Source organism: Paenibacillus sp. J5C2022 (genome assembly GCF_025567625.1).
Classification (GTDB): Bacteria; Bacillota; Bacilli; order Paenibacillales; family Paenibacillaceae; genus Pristimantibacillus.
This window is the reverse complement of sequence record NZ_JAOQJC010000011.1, coordinates 64419-82906: the sequence shown is the minus strand read 5'-3', so window position 1 is coordinate 82906 and position 18488 is coordinate 64419. Positions and strand designations below refer to the sequence as shown.

Genomic DNA, 18488 nt, shown 5'->3' with positions numbered 1-18488 from the left:
ATTATAGACCGCGAGAGAGAGGTGGCTGTTATGTCAGGAGGCAATGTTTCGGTTAAAGGCGGCGTTGGCCCCGTTCATCATCACTGTGGCACGAATATAGGGATGATTCTTGTCCTGTTTATCTTGCTTGTCATTATTGGATGCACGATTTGCTCCGGGTACTGGTAATCCCTTCGTTCGACCCTGCAGCTCGCCTTCACGGCGGGCTGTTTTCAATTCCGCCTTGGAACGTGGTACACTAGACACACTATACTGATATTGACTGAGATGGAGTGAGGTGGAAGCGATGGCGGAGCCCATCATTATCGTAGAGGGCAAGAATGACCGCAGCAAGCTGCAGCGCGTGCTGCTGCCGGACGTACCCGTTCTGTGCACATATGGCACGCCCGGAACACGGCAGCTGGAGAAGCTGCGCATCCAAGTACTCGACAGGCAAGTATTCATCTTCACCGACAATGATGCCTCAGGCAGGAGGATAAGAGGCCTTCTGCGCGACGTATTCCCCGACGCCGAGCACATGTACACGCGCAAGGGCTATCCCGGAGTAGAGCATACTCCCGAGGATTATCTGGTCCAGCAATTGGAAAAAGCGGGTCTCGAGGAGCATATCCGCTATGACTCGCTCGATCCCGCTTCCGTATGGAGCAAGGAAGACTTCTGATTAAAGCAGCTTATCCAGCTGCTTCATCATCTCCTCTACGCTCATATCTTCCGCCGTCCCGGAAAACCGCTTGCGAATATTTCCGTCTTTGTCGATCAACGTAACGACGTTCGTATGAATGAAAGTGTTCTGTTCCTCGATTTTCGTAACCCCGACCATATAATCCTTGGCGATCTTCACGGTCTCTTCCTCGCCGCCTCTCAAGAAGTGCCAGCCGTCGAATTCCACGCTCGTCCGCTCTGCGAACGTTCGAATCACATCGGGCGTGTCCCGTACCGGATCGAAGGTGATGGAGACAAGCTCCACTTCTGTGCCCAGCTTCCCTTGCTCCCGCAGCTTCTCCTGCACTTCCGACAGCAGGTAAGTCGTAGGCGGGCATACATCCGGACAATTGGCGAAATAGAAGTACAATAGCCGCACTTTCCCATTCGACTCCGCCATGGAGAACGCATTGCCATCGATATCCTCCAGCTGGAAGTCGGCCGCGGCGCCAAGCATGCCAAGCTTCTCCTCCGGCTTCCATACATAGGTCAGCAGCAAGTAGACGGCCATGACGGCACAGAGCGCCAATACGGCAATCTTGAATCCGTGCTTTCGCAGCGTTGACATCTCTTCTTCCCCCATTCCCCATTGATACAGCGAATTGTCATGCCTTCAATGTATTCGCGATTAAAGCAATAAATACAATCATTAAGTAGTTGACGGATATTAAGAAATTGATCTTCGCCCATTTGTCCGTATTGTTCGCGGACAGGCCGGTCAATGTATGAATGAGCCATACGACAGTAAACACAAGGGCAATGATAAGGAAATAGATGCCGGCATAATGATACGTATACATCAGAACGACCGTCGGAAGCAGCAGCAGCACGTATGGAATCATCTGCATCTTCGTGCGCTTGATCCCTTTCACGACTGGCAGCACCGGAAATCCAGCCTTGCGATACTCCTCCACTCTGCGAATGGCCAGTGACCAGAAGTGGGCGGGCTGCCACAGGAACATGAGGAGAAACAACAGCCAAGCGCCTGCATCGACCTCATTCGTGACGGCGCAATAGCCGATAACCGGAGGCATGGCGCCGGAGATGCCGCCGACGGATGTGCTCCATGTCGACGTTCGCTTCAGCCATATCGTGTAAATAACGATATAAGCGAACCACCCGAGCAGACCGAGTAAGCCCGTCAGCGGATTGACCATTGTGAACAGAACCGCCAAGCCGACGATGCCGAGAATAAGACCGTAAGCCAGCACGGTGAGCGGCTTCATTCTGCCGGTCGGCAATACCCTGTTCTTCGTCCGTTCCATCTTCTCATCCAATTCGCGATCCCAATAATTGTTGACGACTGTCGCCGAAGCCATCGTCAATGTAGAGCCGATAAGCATCCATATCATTAACGGGATATCCAGATCCCATTTTGAAGCGACCCAGAAGCCGCCCAGCGCGGCAAATATATTGAGCCGCAACAGCCGCGGCTTCGTCAATGCAATCCAATCCTTCAACACGAAGCGAGCCTCCCGAGTGTGACCTTTGATGAATCGTTACTAATCATACCGAAAAAAAGGGTTGGTGACAATGTTCCTCTTGTTTGTTCATGAATTCGCCACTCAAATTGTGACAAAACTTCTGTAACCAATCCCGGCAGCCTGCAATACAATAACCATGTAGTGATTAGCCCATATGAAGTTAAAGATAATGCCGTGTACTAAAATGGAAAGCGAGGAATAGAAGAATGTCGAATTACGGTTACAAACAGCAAGTCAGCATGGCCAATATGGGACCTTCCTCAACGCCCAATGTGTCGCCTCTTGCAACAGCACCTAATACGAGTGCATACGCTTATGGCGGCGGCTTCGGCGGCTACGGCAGCCCCTATGCTCCAATGGGAGGCATGAGCATGCAATCCGCAGCCACTCCTCCCGTCGTGCCGAGCGGCTCTTATATGCAAGGCGGAGCGCCAGCGCGTGAGGAATCCTATATCGAGAACATACTTCGCCTAAATCGCGGCAAGATGGCCACCTTCTACATGACCTATGAGAACAATCGGGAATGGAATGCGAAGATTTTCAAGGGCGTCATTGAAGCGGCGGGACGCGACCACATTGTGATTAGCGATCCTTCCACCGGCATGCGCTACTTGCTTCTTATGCTGAATCTGGACTATGTCACCTTCAACGAACAGATCAATTATGAATATCCCTTCAATGGCCAGACAATCACGCAAAGCACCCCGTTGAACGCTTAACCGATCAGCGGATTGGCTTGAACGTCCATATATGGAGCTTGCCTCTGCCCCCGACTATCCATGGCGTCACGACATGCCAGGCTGAGCGCTCGTCAGAGCGCTCTTTCTTTATGCGCTCCGCTTCCTCAGAGCTGTCTGCATGCCACACTTCAACGAACAGGCAGGGCTGGTCTGTACCTTCATAGAGACCAACCTTGCCGGAATATTCATCCGTCAAGCGTTCTGTTTCCTTCACATAGCGTTCCCGATACTCCGGATGAATTTTGTACTCTGCAAAACATATGTACATTTGGCTGCAGTCCCCTTCCCGAACCAATGATAAAGTTGTCGCCAGTCGTCGATACTAAGCTCAAGTATACACGCAGGGAGGACATGAAGGAAATGGATACAGGAACGCATCTCGTGATGGGCATCGGGCTGGCCGGGCTGGCCATGGTGGACCCCGTCGTAGCCGGCAATCCCGCCGTCCAAACCGCCGTTCTGCTCGGGACGGTAGCCGGCTCGCAAGCGCCGGACTTCGACAATCTGCTTCGCTTGAGAGGCAATGCTTGCTACATCCGCAATCACAGGGGATTGTCTCATTCCCTGCCCGCCATTCTCGTATGGACAGTGCTGCTTACAGGCTTGCTGCAGCTGCTGTACCGGGGCAGTCTGCCTTGGCTGCATGTCGGCGGATGGATACTGCTGTCGGTCGTTGTGCATGTTCTGACCGACCTGTTCAACGCATACGGCACTCAAGCGATGAGACCATTTAATGAGAAATGGATATCGTGGAACATCATTCATATTTTCGATCCCGTTATTTTTACCGTCCATATTATTGCCATCTTGCTCTGGGCAGGCGGACTGGCCAATCCTGCGACTCTCTTCCCGCTCATGTACGCGCTGCTGTTCTTCTATTATATATGGCGTACAATTTCGGCACGACGCACGGTAAGAAGACTGGCCCGGCTCGACAAGACGCATGCGAAAGAAGATGCCTATATCGCCATTCCCACCATTTCGCTCGATGTTTGGAACATAGTGAAGCAGACGGCAGACGGCACCTTCCATGTCGGCAATTTGCGTCGCAATCATCTGAGCTGGCTGGACACCGTCAAGTGCGACGACCATCCTGCCGTAGAGAAGTCGAAGAGCGACCCCGCCATCCGCTCCTTCCTGTACTTCACAAGCTTCGCCTGTGCGGAAGTGATCCAGCACGGCTGGGGATACGAGGTCAGATGGTGCGATGTTCGTTATCGTCACCGCAAGCAATACCCGTTCGTGGCAGTCCTGCTTATGGACAAGCAATATCAGACGCTCGGTTCTTACGTCGGCTGGCTTAGCGACGAACGCCTGATGAAGAGGCTGCGCATGGATACTTATTAATGCCATGGGCATTGGCGGATTAACGGGATTGACGAAGCAAGCTCCATCCCTCACAATGGAAGGAGCTTGCTTTTTTTGCTTTTTTGCTTTCTGAAGTCAATATGAAAAAGCCCAAGGTTGCCCTTGAGCTTTAGCTTCAACTTCAAGTTGTGTATGAGTTGCTATTAGCGGAATCCGCCAGACAGTTGCTGCTCGGCCATTTGTACAAGCTTCTTCGTGATGTATCCGCCAAGCGAACCCGCATCACGAGTCGAAACGTTACCGTAATAGCCGTCTGCCGGAATTTGTACGCCAAGTTCTTGCGCTGCCTCAAGTTTCATTTGATTTAGCGCTTGCGTTGCTTGTGGGACAATTAATTGATTTGCCATTCGGTATTTCTCCTTTCGTCCTCTGCACTTTAATCTGTTGCAAGCTTGCAAACATATTATGTGCATCCTTTCGAAAACTATGCCGCATTCTAAAAAAAATATGAGGAGAGACTTCCATGTCCAAATCACTATCGCTATTTTTTGCCGTGATGTCCGTCCTGTTCATGAGCGCTACGGCTATCTCTATTAGCCACAACGGCTGGCTGGTCCTGTTGTTCAGCGTTCTGAGCCTATTCAGCATAGGTACCGGATTTATTGTGAAAGCGCGTCTCAGAAAAAAAACCGACAAACATTAAAGCTGTCCTATCGCCAAGACAAGCCGCATACGCTATACTAATCATAATGACGTTTAATCGTAATGATTACATAAAAGATGGAGTGGAATCATTCATGAGACGACCTTTAATGAAGTATGGCACCTCCTTGCTGGGCTTGGGCTGCATCGTCATGCTCTACTTGATTTTAACGGAACGGGAGCTTCTTCCGGAGCTTGCGCATGCGCTTGAGAGCGCCAATTTCCAGAACTTTAAAATTTTGTTCATCAGCATCATATTGGAGGCTTTTCCGTTCATCCTGCTCGGCGTCCTGTTCTCGGCGCTGTTGCAAGTATTCGTAACCGATGAGACCATCCGCAAGTATACGCCTCGCCATCCTGTCGCCGGCGTCTTGTTCGGGGGGCTGCTCGGCATCGTCTTCCCGCTGTGCGAATGCGGCATGATTCCCGTCATCCGTCGGCTTATCCGCAAGGGCATGCCCGCTTATATCGGCATTGTCTACTTGCTTGCGGGTCCGATCGTCAATCCTATCGTTTATACGTCGACCTTCACCGCTTTCCGAACCGCTCCGGAGATGGCTTATGCCAGAATGGCCATTGCCTTCGGTGTTGCGGTCGCCATCGGCCTGCTGCTTCATCTGTTCATGAAGAGCAGCCCATTAAGAGGCGAAGCGCCTCCTGCCGTCTCCGGCTGCAGTCACGGTCACAGTCACGTGGAACATCATCATGTGCCGAAGGGAATCGGAGCAAGAGCTGCAGCTACATTATCGCACGCCTCCGATGAATTTTTCGAGATGGGCAAGTACCTCATCTTCGGCGCCTTTCTTACCGCGATTATCCAGACCGTGATCGACCGGGCAGCCTTGGTATCCTTTGCCGACCAGCCGGCTCTCGCCTATGGCTTTATGATGGTATTTGCCTATGTGCTATCCATTTGCTCCACGTCGGACGCCTTTATCGCATCTTCATTCGGCGGCTTGTTCTCGCAAGGACCGCTGCTCGCCTTTCTCGTATTCGGCCCGATGATCGACTTCAAAAATACGCTTATGCTGCTGTCCACGTTCAAGGTTAAATTCGTTCTTCTGCTGATTGTGTTATGTGCAGCATTCACATTGATTGGATCAACGATTGCGGAGGTATGGCTATGATGCATCATCTGCTGCGGGCTGCCATTCTGGCGGGCTTCGCCATGCTGATTGTCTATTTGTTCCGAACAGGAGAGATGATTCTCTATATCGCCCCTCGGATGGAAATATGGATCAAGCTGTCCGCGATCGGCCTGTATACCGCCGCCGTCTATCAAGTGTATATGGCGCTGAAGGCGAGGTCCGGCAAACGAACCGCTTCCTGCGGCTGCGATCACGCTCCTCCTCCGTCCCGCATCAAAAATGTGATGATCTACGGCCTGTTCCTATTCCCGCTTCTGCTGGGCTTCCTCGCTCCTACCGGCACGCTGGGGAGCGCACTGGCGGCGAAGAAGGGGGTCAGCTTGAATGGCAGCGGCTCCATCGCCCGCTTGAACGATGAGACGGCGCCATCGAAGCAGAAGGCATCCGAGCTGGACAGAACGGAGTCCGACACAGGCGAGCAGGCTGAAGCGCCGAATCCATCAGACGATTCGGATGCGCTGGACACCTTGTTCCCCTCCGATCAGTATACGGTTGACCATGCCGCATACGGCAAGCTGTTGTACGAGCAGGAGCTTATTGCCGTGCCGGAGAAGCAATTTATCGAGACGTTGACGACACTGGATCTGTACCGGGAAGCGTTCATTGGCAAGGAAGTGGAAATAACCGGCTTCGTCTATCGGGAAGAAGAGATGGGCGAGGACAGGATTGCCGTCAGCAGATTCGCAATGAACTGCTGCTCTGCAGACGCTCTTCCTTACGGCCTGATGATTATCTGGCCGAAAGCGCGAGAGTATGGAGAGGATGAATGGGTGAGGGTGCGCGGCAAGCTAACGACCTCTCTCTACAGAGAACATGAAATCATTGTGATCGATACACGGAAGATCGAGCGTATCGAAGCGCCGGAATCGCCTTATGTCTATCCCGATCTCGAATTTGGCTCATAGCCATTATTGCTGCAATTTTATCGGAAGAAGGACCTCGCTAAGCCCGGTATGCGGATGCAAAGGTGATGCAGAGGTCCTTATGCCCATTCGTTAATGATCTTCTTGGAATCGCCGCTAGCAGTAATCGGTCTGAAGACCGAACTTGCGGGCTTGAAATCGCGAATTCCAGCTGGCCATATTGTAATTGGATTCATACAGTACGCTTGCCGACCAGGAATTCGTATTGGCGCGAACAGAGAAATCATACAGAATTTCGCCGTGTGTCCAATCTTTTCTGTACTTTAACGCAGCAATGGCCATCTGGCGAAAATCTTGAACCTGCTGGGTCGTCAGGCCGCAATTGGCAGGCTCCAGCTTACCGTCCTTGCTTGAGATGGGATGATGACGCAAGCCGAACTTCCCCACTGCATTGTTCCGAATGTGAATCAATATCGTACCGGCCGCCGTGTTCTTCAACTCCCCCTCCAGTTGCCGGAATACAAAATCCACCTGTCGCGCAAGCGATGTCGAATTCTCCTTCATACGCGTAAACTCCCTCCTTATAATCGACATAAAATATAGCAACCCGACAAATTTCTCAGGTCTCGAATTGTCTATAATGGTACATGGCCCCATGCTTGATTTCACCGAAAAGTTTATTTGTATTTTCCGAAAAGAAATTTGCGCTAATATACCTATTCAAATCGGTCTAAAGTCCTCCGATAAGTACTATAATAGGCTTTGACAATTATAGACCATTTTCGCACTTCGTGTGCTATAATATGGTTATTCTAAGAAAAGGAGCGCTTACATAATGATTCAATGGTACTATTCGCAAACGGTACGCAATAAATTGTTAATCATGCTTTATTCCAATTTGCTGCTCTTTACTATCGCTGCCATTACAGCGATTGCCATTGCAGGCGGCAATATCGTGTCCATTGTCATTGTTGCCGCAATCCTTGCAGTCGCATTGTATCCCACTGTATCCTTCCTCGAGGGAGCGATTACCCACTCCTTCGATGAAATATCCAGTGCCGCTTACAGCATCTCCAAAGGTGATTTCACTCAGAAGATCGATACTTCCTCTTCTTCGGGAACCGGAGAACTGGGCCATTCCTTCAACAGCATGGTAGACAAGCTCCGAGATATATTGTCCGAGACAACGAACATAATCCGTCATGTCGCCGATACGAGCCGCAGCATCTTCGACAAGAACAACAATATCAAGATTGCCATGGAACAGGTAGCCGCTTCTTCCAACGAGCTGGCGACGGGAGCGAATGCCATATCGGATGATGTCGCGGACATGAGCGAATCCATCAATGAGATCGAGCAGAAGGTATCCGCATATGCGCAGTCCACGAAGGAGATGAATACCTGCTCCGAACAGACGGTTCAGCTCGTACAGAAGGGGCAGGATGCGCTGGAGGTTCAGGCATCCGGCATGCAGCGCAATGTAGACGCAACCGCCAAGGTGGCCGAGACGATTCAAGATCTCGCGCGCAAGGCGCAAGGCATCTCCGCTATTACAACGACCATCTCGGACATTGCGGAGCAGACGAATCTGCTCTCGCTGAATGCATCCATTGAAGCAGCCCGTGCGGGCGATCATGGCAGGGGCTTCGCAGTCGTAGCGCAGGAGGTGCGCAAGCTGGCGGAAGAATCCACTGCATCTACGAAGCAAGTATTCAATCTTGTGAAGAGCATCGATGAAGGCATCAAGCAAGCTATCAACAATATGAAGATCAACGAAGAAGCCGTTCAGCTTCAATCCGTACACATCAATCAATCGGAGGTTGTGTTCAAGGAGATCGTCGAAAGCATACGATTCATAACGGATCAGATCTATGCGTTCTCCCAGGAAAGCGATGCCATGCTGGACAGCGCACGCAAAATATCATCGGCGATCCAGAATATCTCCGCCATAACCCAGCAATCCGCCGCGGGCACGGAGCAGGTATCCGCCTCCATGAACGAACAGATCGCATCCGTTCAGGCCGTCGTCGAGGAGACGGAGCGCATGCTATCTATGGCTACCCAACTGCAGCGCACGATTCAAGTATTCAAAGTGAAATAAAGGAGTTATTGCACCAGCTTGCTTCAGGACATCCCGTCTTGGAGCAAGTTTTTTTATTGGAGGACGAATGGATACCGGCAATGTCGGCAAAATTACGAATACACCATTTCATGATTGAAGGACGGGAAGTGAAAATGGGAATTTTTGCGTCGATTACCAAAACAGTCGCTGCGGTCATAATGATGAGTATGTTGATCAGCTTAACCCCCGTTTCCACCGTCCTTGCAAGAGATACCGGCCAGGAACAGGCCGAATCCGTCTCCGCTCAAAGCAAGCAGCGAAAGAAAGGGAAGCAGCGAAAGGCCGCTGTAATGTCATGGGTAAAGCTTCATCATATGTTCCCTTCCACATTCATCATGAATGGGCCGCGCAGCCGCAAGCTTGTCGCATTAACCTTCGACGATGTGCCCGATCCGCGCTATACGCCGGCCATATTGGATATACTGGCCCGGCATGATGTGTGCGCGACCTTCTTCGTCGTAGGCAGCAGGGCGGCCAAGTACCCGGCAATCATCCAGCGTATGAGCAGGGAAGGCCATATAATAGGCAACCATTCCTATAATCATGCGCTGTACTCCAAGCTGCCCCAAGAGAAGTTCGAATATCAGATCTGGCGTACGAATGTCATTATTCGCCATCTTACAGGCTTGTCCCCCCGCTTCATTCGGCCGCCCTATGGAGAAGTGCTGCCATCGCAAGTACGCTGGGGGATGAGGAACGGCTACACCATCATTAATTGGGATGTCGATTCTGAAGACTGGAGACAAGGGGCGACCAGCGATCGGGTGCTGGTCAATATTGATCGTACGCTGCAGTCCGGCTCCATCATTTTGCAGCATGGGGGCGGAGATGAGGATCTAAGCGGAACTGTAGAAGCGCTGCCGCGGTTGATCAGCAAGCTGCGTAAAGAAGGCTACGAGCTCGTCACCCTGCCTGAACTGCTGGGCAAGAAAGCGTACCGGTAACGAAGCGATCGGGAGAAGCAGCGACAGGAGAAGCAAGGACCAACTGCTTGTGAATCAAGCAATTGGCCCTTTTTTACTATTTCAGAATATATACCTGGACGTCTTGAATGCCGAATTTACTCGCTTGCTGAGTCGTGCCCGGGACGAACAGATCGATCCGGTTGCCTTTAATTGAACCGCCCATATCTGTTGCCGTAGCCAGCATGCCGCCTGCCGGCAACCCGTTATATTGATAGCCTGTAACATAAAGCTTCGTGCCCAGCGGAATCATTTTGGGATCTACTGCAACCGTCCCGACCTTCAGCTTGTTGCCGAAGTAGTCAAGACCGGCCCATCCTCCGTTCTCCGCTGCGGAAGCGGTATAGGCGGTTGCTTTCACATTCAATTGCTTGGCATAAGTATATTGCACGCCGCTAGGAGCCATAACTGTCTTGGCTTCCGGCTGTACAGGCGCCGCTTCATTGGCGTTCATACTTGTAATTGTACCGGGAATGACAAGCTTCGTGCCAATCTGCAAGTTCAGCGGATCGAGGCCGGCATTGGCGCTCATCAATTGCTCCAGCGCTATGTTGTACTGTTGAGACAATTTCCAGAATGTATCGTTGCTGACGACGGTATGCGACGAAGCCGCATAGGTCGTACCTGCGGATAACGAGATCGATAAAGCGATAGCTGCACTAATAATTATAGATTTCTTCACTGCATTTCCTCCTATAAAAACCAGTGTGCAGAGGGCGGCTAGCGCCCTGTGCACAAATATTTTAATTGCTCTTGCTGATTATCCAATAAACATCTGTACCCACTCGCCGTTCACATAACCTACGCCAATCTTCGTGAAGTTGCCGTTCAGGATGTTAGCGCGATGGCCGGGGCTGTTCATCCAGTCTCTCATCACTTGCTCAGGCGAGCGTTGGCCGGATGCAATGTTTTCGCCTGCGTATCTGTATTGCACACCGTACGAGCGCATCATGTCGAATGGCGAGCCGTAAGTTGGAGAAGTATGGCTGAAGTAATTGTTCACGTCCATATCTCTCGCTTTCTCCGTTGCGACTGTGGTCAGCAGCGAATCCGTAGCCAGTGGCTTCAATCCTTGATTGGCACGCTCTTTATTAACCAGATCCACCACTTGCGATTGGAATGTCCCCATCTCTGTACCCGTTCCAGGCGTTGGAGTCGGCTCCGGCGTCGGTACTGGTGTTGGTACCGGTGTAGGCTCTGGCGTCGGTACCGGTGTCGGTTCCGGTGTTGGCTCTGGCGTCGGTACCGGTGTCGGTTCCGGTGTTGGCTCTGGCGTCGGTACCGGTGTCGGTTCCGGTGTTGGCTCTGGCGTCGGTTCCGGTGTCGGTTCTGGCGTCGGCACCGGCTTTGCCGCACCACCCGGCCAAGTGATGACGATTCCGTTCCATTCGAAGTTCAGGTTACTGAGGTCGATTCCGCATTTCTCAGCCAAGTGATTTATAAATTCATAATTGATGTATTGCGTTTGAAGCTGGAAATTCGGATTCAGAACGGATGCTTCAGCTTTGGGAACGAGTGCTCCGCTACCGATCATCGTTGCTGCTACAACACTTGCTACGCCGACACGAATAGACTTCGACTTTCTTGTCATTACGAGTATCCTCCCAATGAATAATTTTGCAGGCTTGCGCCGACGCACTAATAGTAGCATGGGGGTATAGCGGATTCATGACACAATAATTTCCACTTCGTCCAAAAAGGAGCTCAATTACGCGCCAATACTGCTTTATTAGAATCTACTCATGCGAATATAAGCGCTTTATTTATGTCTGCAGCCCGCAATTCACCCACTTCCTAACTCCAACCGAGGCTACATGGCCTGCAGCCCGTCTTTCGCACATTTTCCAATCTCCAACCGTGGCTACATGACTTGCAACACCCAAAACAGTTGCTTTCCGATCTTCTGACGATGCACCGTACCTTACCGCCTCTCCCACACGCACCTTCTGCGCTCCGGACTATTAACCGCACGGCAAAAAGCCCTCAGAGCTTCCTCTGAGGGCATGTACAATAGGCAAATTAGTCGTTAACTGTGATGAATTTTCCACTAGCCTGGGATTCGAATGCGCACAGGATAACCTTGAGGGAAGCGCGTCCTTCTTCTCCCGACACCGCCGGCTCGCCTCCGCTCAGGATGCCGTCGACAAATGCGTCGATTACTTCGCTGGACAGTTGCTTCTCATTCGTGGAGATTGCGCCTACTTTATGTCTCTCCACTGTGCCGTTGCGCAGCTCAACGATAACTTGATCGTCCGGATGCGTGCCAATCTTCATCACGCCGTTCTCGCACCACAGAATCGTGCTGTTGTCCTCGCCCTTGTAATAGGTCCAGCTGGCAACAAGCGTGCCGATCGCGCCGCTCTTCATGCGCAGAATGCAAGATGCGTTGTCGTCCACATCGGTGCCTTGCTTATGGAGAGTTCCTACGAATGCGCCGATCTCCGCCACTTCGTCGTCCAGCATCCAGCGGATCAGATCGGACTTGTGCACGCCCAGATCCCCCATTGCGCCCATGATCGCTTCATCCTTGCGGAAGAACCAGCTGTCCGCTCCGTCGACGCTCCACCCGTCCGGTCCAGGATGACCGAAGGATGTACGGAATGTCAGCACTCGGCCCAACACGCCGGATTTCAGGATTTGCTTCGCCTTCACATGCGGAGGCATGAATCGCTGATTGTGACCGACCATCAGATGAACGCCGTTCTCCTTCGCCTCGATAATCATCGCTTCCGCTTCCTCGTCCGTTACCGCCATCGGCTTCTCTACCAGCACATGAGCGCCCGCCTTGGCAGCCGCTATGCTTGCCGGCGCATGAACCGCATTCGGCGTACATACGCTGACCGCGTCAGGCTTCACTTCCGCCAGCATCGTCTCGTAATCGGCGTAAGCTCTGCCGCCATGCTGCTCGGCGAAGGCTTGCGCACGTTCGATAACCGGGTCCACGAAAGCAACCAGTTCGACATTGACATTTGCCGCATATTCCGGGATATGACGATGCTTGGAGATAGAACCGCATCCGATAACCGCTACTCTTAATTTAGACATTTATTCAATTGCTCCTTCGCTTCTATTTCAAATAATGTTCTTTCAGCCATGTGATGCTTTCGGCTACAGACTCCAGCGGCGGGTTCGCGCACCGGTCCTGCTCGACGATCAGCCATTCCACCGACGCCTTGGACGCCGCTTCAATGATCGGAAGCAGCTGAAGGTCGCCTTGTCCCAATTCTACCGTATCGATAGCGTTGTCGGAATCGCCTTTGCGGAAGTCCTTCAGATGAAGGAGCGGCAATCTGCCGGCATACTTCGCAATATATTGCAGCGGGTCCCTCCCGGCGTACTGCACCCAGCCGATATCCATCTCCACTTGCAGATACTGCGGCGCAATGCGTGCGTAGAGCGCATCGAACACAGACTGGCCGTCCAGCTCCACTTGAAATTCGAAATCGTGATTATGGTAGGCGAACACAATGCCTTCTTCATTCAAACGCTTGCCGATGGCTAAAAACTTCTCGATATTGGCTTGCCATGCTTCGGCATCGCGGGCTTCGACCGGCATCCACGGACAGATGGCATACTTGGCGCCGATCGTTTTCAAATAGCTGATCTCGTCCTCCAAGTTGTCCTCCAGCAACTGCAAGCTGATATGGCTGCCGATCGCCTTCATATTCAGCTCTTGCAGCAAGTCGCGCATCCGCCCGGCTTCGATGTCGCCATATCCGGCGAATTCTACGCCCTCGTATCCCATAGCCGCAACTTTTCGCAGTGTGCCTTCAAAATCCGCAGCTGTATCTTCGCGTAACGTATACAGCTGCAAGCCAATTCCCATTCGATCCATATGCGCTGCACTCCCCGTTTATCATAGTGTCGGTAGCTTTTCCATTACCACTTTCAGTATAGCGAATGCATCGCTCAAAAAAAGTTGGGTTATTAGCTTATTTATATGCGATTTTGTCTTCCGGCTCTTTTTTTCCATTCCGATTTTCTTTCATTTTTCTGCAACCTTTCATCGGCTGTCACGTATACATCACCAATCGTACAAAATTGTAACCTTATAATCATCTTTTTTTAATAATGATTTAAGATTTGTCCGCTATACTCGAATAAATCCATAACAGGATGGAGGAATAAAGAGATGAAAACCGTACTGATCTTCCAAGAAAAAAGCATACCCGTCTATCTGACAGATACAAACAAGACGGCGCTGGACAAGCTCTCTTCCGTACTTAACAGAAAGCTTACAACTGGCAAAAACGCATTAAAAAAATGTCTCTCGACGCTAATAAGCGTTGAAATTATCGGCAGCGAAGCAACACTCCATTCCTTATACGAACGGGACTCGCTAACGATTTCCTTATACTGAGTTTACTTTGAAAAAGAGGGTCATTCTCCGCCGCATTGCGGCTCCCCTGGAGAATGACCCTCTTCTTCATGATTTGGTAACGATGGCCCGTCTTGGAAGCTTGCCTTCCTTATTGCCAAGCAGAAAGACAAGCGTACCCAGCCAACCGCATATTGATGCGAATATGAGCAATGCGCTCAAAGAAACGCTGCCGGTCAGCGCCGTTCCGATAATCGGGCCAAGTGTGCCCCGAATGCCGAATATCATCAGATGTATGCCGAACACCATCGCTTCACGCCCCGGCACAAGACGGAACACGAAGGCCAATATGCCGATATCCCAGATCGCCTCTCCAATACCTTGTACAGCGTTGCCTGCGATGACGGCCGGATAAGTGCCCCATAGTCCATACAACATTGGAACGACTGCATAAGCGCCGATGCCTACAAGCAATGTATATTTGATCGGAAAGCGATCCAGCATAAGCCCCGCTACCCAGAAGGTGACGAGCAGCGCTATGAAATAGGCGACCCGGCCATAACCGATCTGCACGTTGGACAGCTCCAGCACTTCGACCTGGATAATCTGATACAGCGGATAGGCCAGCATATTGCCGAATCCGGCGAACGTTGTAGCGATTAGAAAGACGGCAAGCGTCCGATTCGTACGAATCAGGTCCCATTGCTCCTGGAACGCGAATCTGCCGCGGCGCTTTCTTACTTTGTGATCGTCCTGCTCAGATGCCGGACGATTCTCCTTCTTCTTGGACAGCTTGATCGTATTGAACCAGCTAATCGACAGAAATCCCGCTATGGAAGCGGCAATAAGCGGCCCTGACGGCCCGAATGCGTCGGACCAGCTGCCGACGACATAAGCAAGCGGGATCATCAGCAGTCCCATCGCTCCCCGCACATAGCCCATTAATCGGCCGCGGATATCCGCAGGATACATTTTGGAGACGAGAGCCGCATATGCCGGTGCTTGAATGCCCATCAGCAATTGATAAGCGATGGCCGCCGCGACATATACCGCCGGAGCTCCGAACATTGCGGGAAGAAGAATGAGCAGCCTGCCGACCGCATTGGGAATAATGAAGTAGGCTTTCGGCTTGCCTGCCTTCTCCATCAGATTCGCCCAGAACGGCGAGAAGATTAAGCCTACTGCCGGCGCCGCAGCCAGCAAGCCTACCTGCAGATTGCTGGCCCCCTGCTGAATCGCGAATGCGATATAGAACTGATTCATAACGACGTTGAATAAGCCGAACAAGCATGAAGCTCCAAGATCGATCCGGGCATTCCTGAGCACTCTTGCTGTCATCGGCATACCGTATCGCACCATCTGCGATCCCGGTCTATTTGCGCGCGGCATCCTTCATACCCTCTTTATCGTGATGTCGGAATGGACGAGAGAGGACCCTCTGCATGTGCAAAGGATCCTCTCTCGCTGCTCATTCGATAGGATATTACTACATGCCGCAACCTTCTGTATATGATCAAAATTAGATCATTTCCGCCGAGAACCGTCCGCTATCAGCATGGATTATCGTGGTATGCGGCACACGAATGTGATAGACTTGTCATGACGGATATAACGAACCATTATTTCAACATCAGGAGGAGTTCAGCTTGAGTCGTATTGCTGCAGGAATAGATATAGGCGGTACCAAAATAGCAATCGGATTGGTCGATGAACAAGGAACTGTGCTTGCGCAAAGCACATTAAAAACAGATTTGTCGCTCACGCCGAAGGAGATGCTGGGGAGGACCGCAAGCGAGGTGCGCCGCCTGGCGGAAGAGCTGGGAATCCCGCACTCGTCGCTCGAAGGCGTCGGGGTCGGAGCGCCCGGACCATTGAATACGAAGGAAGGCATTCTAACATGCCCTCCCAATCTGAAGAGCTGGTGGGGATTCCCCGTTGTAGCGGAGCTGCAGGAGCTGCTGTCGCTGCCGGTGAAGATGGAAAATGACGCCACAGCTGCCACATTGGCTGAGAAGTGGGTCGGGGCTGCGCAAGACAGCGAGCACTTCGTCTTCATTACGATCAGTACCGGCATCGGCGCCGGCATTTATCTGCACGGCAAGCTCATCACTGGCAACACGGGCAATACAGGGGATGCGGGCTTCATGTTCGTTCATCCGCAAGGCGATGTCGTCCATGGCGAGCCTTCCGGCTACTGGGAGCAGATCGCTTCCGGCACAGCGATCGCCAGAGCGGCATCAGAGATGCTCGGACGGCAAGTGTCCACCAAGGAAGTATTCGATCAGGCTGCGGCAGGCGATCCTGCTATGACGGAGCTGACGGAGCGCGTATACACATACATCGGCATGGGTTGCGTCTCCTTGATCAACTTGCTTGACCCCGCGAAGATCGTAATCGGCGGCGGCGTATCGCAAGTCGGTGAGCCGTTATTCTCCGCCGTACGAGCGTACGTGGCGAAGCATGCGCTGAATCCTTCCGGACGGGAGACGGCTATCGTCCCGGCGCAGCTGCAGCAGAATGCGGGCCTCATCGGAGCCGCAGCGTTAATTCAACAGCCTTATTAATCGGAAGGCGGCAGCCCTGTTCAGGGTCTGCCGCCTTCTCCGTTCTGGCGCAAGCCTGCCAAATACTTGCCCAGCGCATAACGCAAGCTCTCATTCACTTCAAGCTTCAGACCGAATCCGCCTTGTCTTTCAATCGATGCAAAGCCGTGCAGCAGGCTCCTTAATCCTCTCAGTGCGTGAAGCGCATCTTCTCCACCTAGCCGGAAATGCTCCAGGCTGCGCAGCAGCCGCTGCACCAGTTCCTCCCCCAGCCTCGCATGCTCGCTATTCTCTCCCGCAGGAGCCTTCAACGTCAGCTCGTAAAGCCCGGGATGACGTCTCGCGAAGTCGATATAGACGTCGCCAAGCCGATAGATTGCTTCATCGCCCTCCCCTTCCCGCAAGACCCCCTTCACGGCATCGTTAAGCTTCCTCAGTCCATGGAGGACAAGCTGTTCTCTAAGCTGCGGCAAGCCGTTCACATGGTTGTAGAGCGATGGGGAACGTACGCCAAGACGGGCTGCAAGCGCCGCCAGCGTGACACCTTCCACACCGTCCGCATCGGCCATTTCGGCTGCCGCAGCAATGATTTTGTCCAGATCAAGACCTGCTCTAGGTGACATTATGCTCCCTCCTCCCGCTATCCAGTGTTCGCTCCGCCCTTGCAATCGCCCGCTCCATCTCCGCCAGCGGCTGCTCCAGCATATTGCCGTGACCGACGGCAAGCACGGATGGCGACAGCGCTGCCAGCTTCTTCGCACTCTGCAGAGCCAACTCCGGGCTCCAGGTCGCCATCGCCGGGAACGGGAACGTCCATCTCATCTGGCCGGATACGGCGATGCCGCCCCTGGTCTGGAAGGCGTCGCCTGCAATGACAATTCCGTTCCGCTCGTCGAGGAAAGACATCGACCCCGGCGTATGCCCCGGAGTGGCTATCGCGCGCAGCGAACCGACGAGGTCGCCATCCTCCAGCAGACTGTCCGGCTTCGTCGTAATGGTCGATGGTACGGCTCCGCGGATCGGCTTGTCAGGCTCATCATGTGCGAGTGTCTTGTCTCCGGCCAGCAGCCTCGCGTCGCGACGGGAGATTAGCACGGGGACATGCGGCAGCCTCTGCTTCAAGCCGTCCAGCGCGCCGACATGATCGCTATGAGCGTGCGTTAGCACGATGTGGCCGATGGGCTTGCCGATGGACTCCGCCGCTTGAAGAATCGCCCCCACGTTATTCGGCAGCGCCGCATCGATCAATGTCACGCTGTCCTCCTCTTCGACCAAGTAGCAATTGACAGGGAATAGCCGTGGCATATACGTCAACTGAACAACAGACAGGGTATGGATGGCTCTCATTTTTCATTCGCTCCTCAAAACTAATATTGTTAGTTTTAGTATAAACTAATGGTATTAGTTTTGTAAAGCCCATAGTGTATGCCACATACGCTCTAACCCCGAAAAGCCGCGGACGGGCGGACATAGTGTATGCCACATACGCTCTAACCCCGAAAAGCCGCGGACAGGCGGACATAGTGTATGCCACATACGCTCTAACCCCGAAATGCCGCGGACGGGCGCTCGTAGTGTATGCCACATACGCTCAGA

Annotated in this window: 23 protein-coding genes; 11 read left to right on the top strand and 12 right to left on the bottom strand. The window is 52.5% G+C overall.

What is annotated here, in order from left to right:
• The first annotated feature begins 30 nt into the window (after positions 1 to 30).
• Positions 31 to 168 (top strand): sporulation protein YjcZ, encoded by a 138-nt coding sequence (gene yjcZ, locus M6D81_RS31685; RefSeq protein WP_317259113.1) that lies wholly within the window; start codon positions 31 to 33, stop codon positions 166 to 168.
• A gap of 118 nt (positions 169 to 286) precedes the next feature.
• Complete coding sequence (locus M6D81_RS11030) at positions 287 to 661, top strand: ribonuclease M5 (protein WP_262676934.1); 375 nt, start codon at positions 287 to 289, stop codon at positions 659 to 661.
• On the opposite strand, the gene M6D81_RS11025 is transcribed toward M6D81_RS11030, so the two are convergent.
• Both M6D81_RS11025 and cyoE read right to left on the bottom strand, forming a co-directional pair.
• On the bottom strand, positions 662 to 1270 hold the full coding sequence (locus M6D81_RS11025; protein WP_262676933.1) for an SCO family protein: 609 nt from the start codon (positions 1268 to 1270) through the stop codon (positions 662 to 664).
• Positions 1271 to 1307: 37 nt separating this feature from the next.
• Positions 1308 to 2195, bottom strand: a complete 888-nt coding sequence (gene cyoE / locus M6D81_RS11020) for a heme o synthase (RefSeq protein ID WP_262677053.1) — start codon at positions 2193 to 2195, stop codon at positions 1308 to 1310.
• Positions 2196 to 2434: 239 nt separating this feature from the next.
• On the opposite strand from cyoE, the gene gerQ reads away from it, so the two are divergent.
• Positions 2435 to 2905 (top strand): spore coat protein GerQ, encoded by a 471-nt coding sequence (gene gerQ / locus M6D81_RS11015; RefSeq protein ID WP_410795724.1) that lies wholly within the window; start codon positions 2435 to 2437, stop codon positions 2903 to 2905.
• 4 nt (positions 2906 to 2909) lie between these two features.
• On the opposite strand, the gene M6D81_RS11010 is transcribed toward gerQ, so the two are convergent.
• The gene (locus tag M6D81_RS11010) at positions 2910 to 3194 is read right to left on the bottom strand and encodes a hypothetical protein (RefSeq protein ID WP_262676931.1); all 285 of its coding nucleotides are present in this window, start codon (positions 3192 to 3194) and stop codon (positions 2910 to 2912) included.
• 92 nt (positions 3195 to 3286) lie between these two features.
• Here M6D81_RS11010 and M6D81_RS11005 point away from each other — a divergent pair, with 92 nt between their 5' ends.
• The gene (locus tag M6D81_RS11005) at positions 3287 to 4273 is read left to right on the top strand and encodes a metal-dependent hydrolase (protein ID WP_262676930.1); all 987 of its coding nucleotides are present in this window, start codon (positions 3287 to 3289) and stop codon (positions 4271 to 4273) included.
• Between the two features lie 164 nt (positions 4274 to 4437).
• Here the strand turns inward: M6D81_RS11005 and M6D81_RS11000 are convergent, their stop codons facing one another.
• Entirely contained in the window at positions 4438 to 4641 is a 204-nt protein-coding gene (locus M6D81_RS11000; protein ID WP_262676929.1) for an alpha/beta-type small acid-soluble spore protein, read from the bottom strand.
• Between the two features lie 116 nt (positions 4642 to 4757).
• Between M6D81_RS11000 and M6D81_RS10995 the strand changes: the two genes are divergently transcribed.
• The 3 genes from M6D81_RS10995 (at position 4758) to M6D81_RS10985 (ending at position 6989) form a co-directional block, all read left to right on the top strand.
• Positions 4758 to 4937: a DUF5325 family protein gene (locus M6D81_RS10995; RefSeq protein WP_262676928.1), complete on the top strand. Its 180-nt coding sequence runs from the start codon at positions 4758 to 4760 to the stop codon at positions 4935 to 4937.
• A gap of 94 nt (positions 4938 to 5031) precedes the next feature.
• Entirely contained in the window at positions 5032 to 6063 is a 1032-nt protein-coding gene (locus tag M6D81_RS10990) for a permease (RefSeq protein WP_262676927.1), read from the top strand.
• A complete protein-coding gene (locus M6D81_RS10985; protein WP_262676926.1) occupies positions 6060 to 6989 on the top strand; it encodes a TIGR03943 family putative permease subunit in 930 nt (309 codons plus the stop codon). The genes M6D81_RS10990 and M6D81_RS10985 overlap by 4 nt, the downstream gene beginning before the upstream one ends.
• A gap of 114 nt (positions 6990 to 7103) precedes the next feature.
• On the opposite strand, the gene M6D81_RS10980 is transcribed toward M6D81_RS10985, so the two are convergent.
• A complete protein-coding gene (locus M6D81_RS10980) occupies positions 7104 to 7511 on the bottom strand; it encodes an O-methyltransferase (protein WP_262676925.1) in 408 nt (135 codons plus the stop codon).
• A 271-nt stretch (positions 7512 to 7782) separates the two neighbouring features.
• Here M6D81_RS10980 and M6D81_RS10975 point away from each other — a divergent pair, with 271 nt between their 5' ends.
• Both M6D81_RS10975 and M6D81_RS10970 read left to right on the top strand, forming a co-directional pair.
• Entirely contained in the window at positions 7783 to 9048 is a 1266-nt protein-coding gene (locus M6D81_RS10975) for a methyl-accepting chemotaxis protein (RefSeq protein ID WP_262676924.1), read from the top strand.
• A 134-nt stretch (positions 9049 to 9182) separates the two neighbouring features.
• Positions 9183 to 10013 (top strand): polysaccharide deacetylase family protein, encoded by an 831-nt coding sequence (locus M6D81_RS10970; protein WP_262677052.1) that lies wholly within the window; start codon positions 9183 to 9185, stop codon positions 10011 to 10013.
• A 76-nt stretch (positions 10014 to 10089) separates the two neighbouring features.
• On the opposite strand, the gene M6D81_RS10965 is transcribed toward M6D81_RS10970, so the two are convergent.
• The 4 genes from M6D81_RS10965 to M6D81_RS10950 form a co-directional block, all read right to left on the bottom strand.
• On the bottom strand, positions 10090 to 10713 hold the full coding sequence (locus M6D81_RS10965; protein ID WP_262676923.1) for a 3D domain-containing protein: 624 nt from the start codon (positions 10711 to 10713) through the stop codon (positions 10090 to 10092).
• A gap of 78 nt (positions 10714 to 10791) precedes the next feature.
• Positions 10792 to 11622, bottom strand: a complete 831-nt coding sequence (locus M6D81_RS10960; RefSeq protein ID WP_262676922.1) for a CAP domain-containing protein — start codon at positions 11620 to 11622, stop codon at positions 10792 to 10794.
• 428 nt (positions 11623 to 12050) lie between these two features.
• A complete protein-coding gene (locus tag M6D81_RS10955) occupies positions 12051 to 13076 on the bottom strand; it encodes a Gfo/Idh/MocA family protein (protein WP_262676921.1) in 1026 nt (341 codons plus the stop codon).
• 22 nt (positions 13077 to 13098) lie between these two features.
• Positions 13099 to 13866, bottom strand: a complete 768-nt coding sequence (locus M6D81_RS10950) for a sugar phosphate isomerase/epimerase family protein (RefSeq protein WP_262676920.1) — start codon at positions 13864 to 13866, stop codon at positions 13099 to 13101.
• Between the two features lie 297 nt (positions 13867 to 14163).
• Here M6D81_RS10950 and M6D81_RS10945 point away from each other — a divergent pair, with 297 nt between their 5' ends.
• Positions 14164 to 14391 (top strand): 3-dehydroquinate dehydratase, encoded by a 228-nt coding sequence (locus M6D81_RS10945; protein WP_262676919.1) that lies wholly within the window; start codon positions 14164 to 14166, stop codon positions 14389 to 14391.
• Positions 14392 to 14457: 66 nt separating this feature from the next.
• Here M6D81_RS10945 and M6D81_RS10940 read toward each other — a convergent pair whose 3' ends face one another.
• Complete coding sequence (locus M6D81_RS10940) at positions 14458 to 15738, bottom strand: MFS transporter (RefSeq protein ID WP_262676918.1); 1281 nt, start codon at positions 15736 to 15738, stop codon at positions 14458 to 14460.
• 257 nt (positions 15739 to 15995) lie between these two features.
• On the opposite strand from M6D81_RS10940, the gene M6D81_RS10935 reads away from it, so the two are divergent.
• On the top strand, positions 15996 to 16913 hold the full coding sequence (locus tag M6D81_RS10935; RefSeq protein WP_262676917.1) for an ROK family protein: 918 nt from the start codon (positions 15996 to 15998) through the stop codon (positions 16911 to 16913).
• Between the two features lie 20 nt (positions 16914 to 16933).
• On the opposite strand, the gene M6D81_RS10930 is transcribed toward M6D81_RS10935, so the two are convergent.
• Both M6D81_RS10930 and M6D81_RS10925 read right to left on the bottom strand, forming a co-directional pair.
• Entirely contained in the window at positions 16934 to 17515 is a 582-nt protein-coding gene (locus tag M6D81_RS10930) for a TetR/AcrR family transcriptional regulator (protein WP_262676916.1), read from the bottom strand.
• A complete protein-coding gene (locus M6D81_RS10925) occupies positions 17505 to 18239 on the bottom strand; it encodes an MBL fold metallo-hydrolase (protein WP_262676915.1) in 735 nt (244 codons plus the stop codon). The genes M6D81_RS10930 and M6D81_RS10925 overlap by 11 nt, the downstream gene beginning before the upstream one ends.
• Between the last annotated feature and the right edge of the window lie 249 nt (positions 18240 to 18488).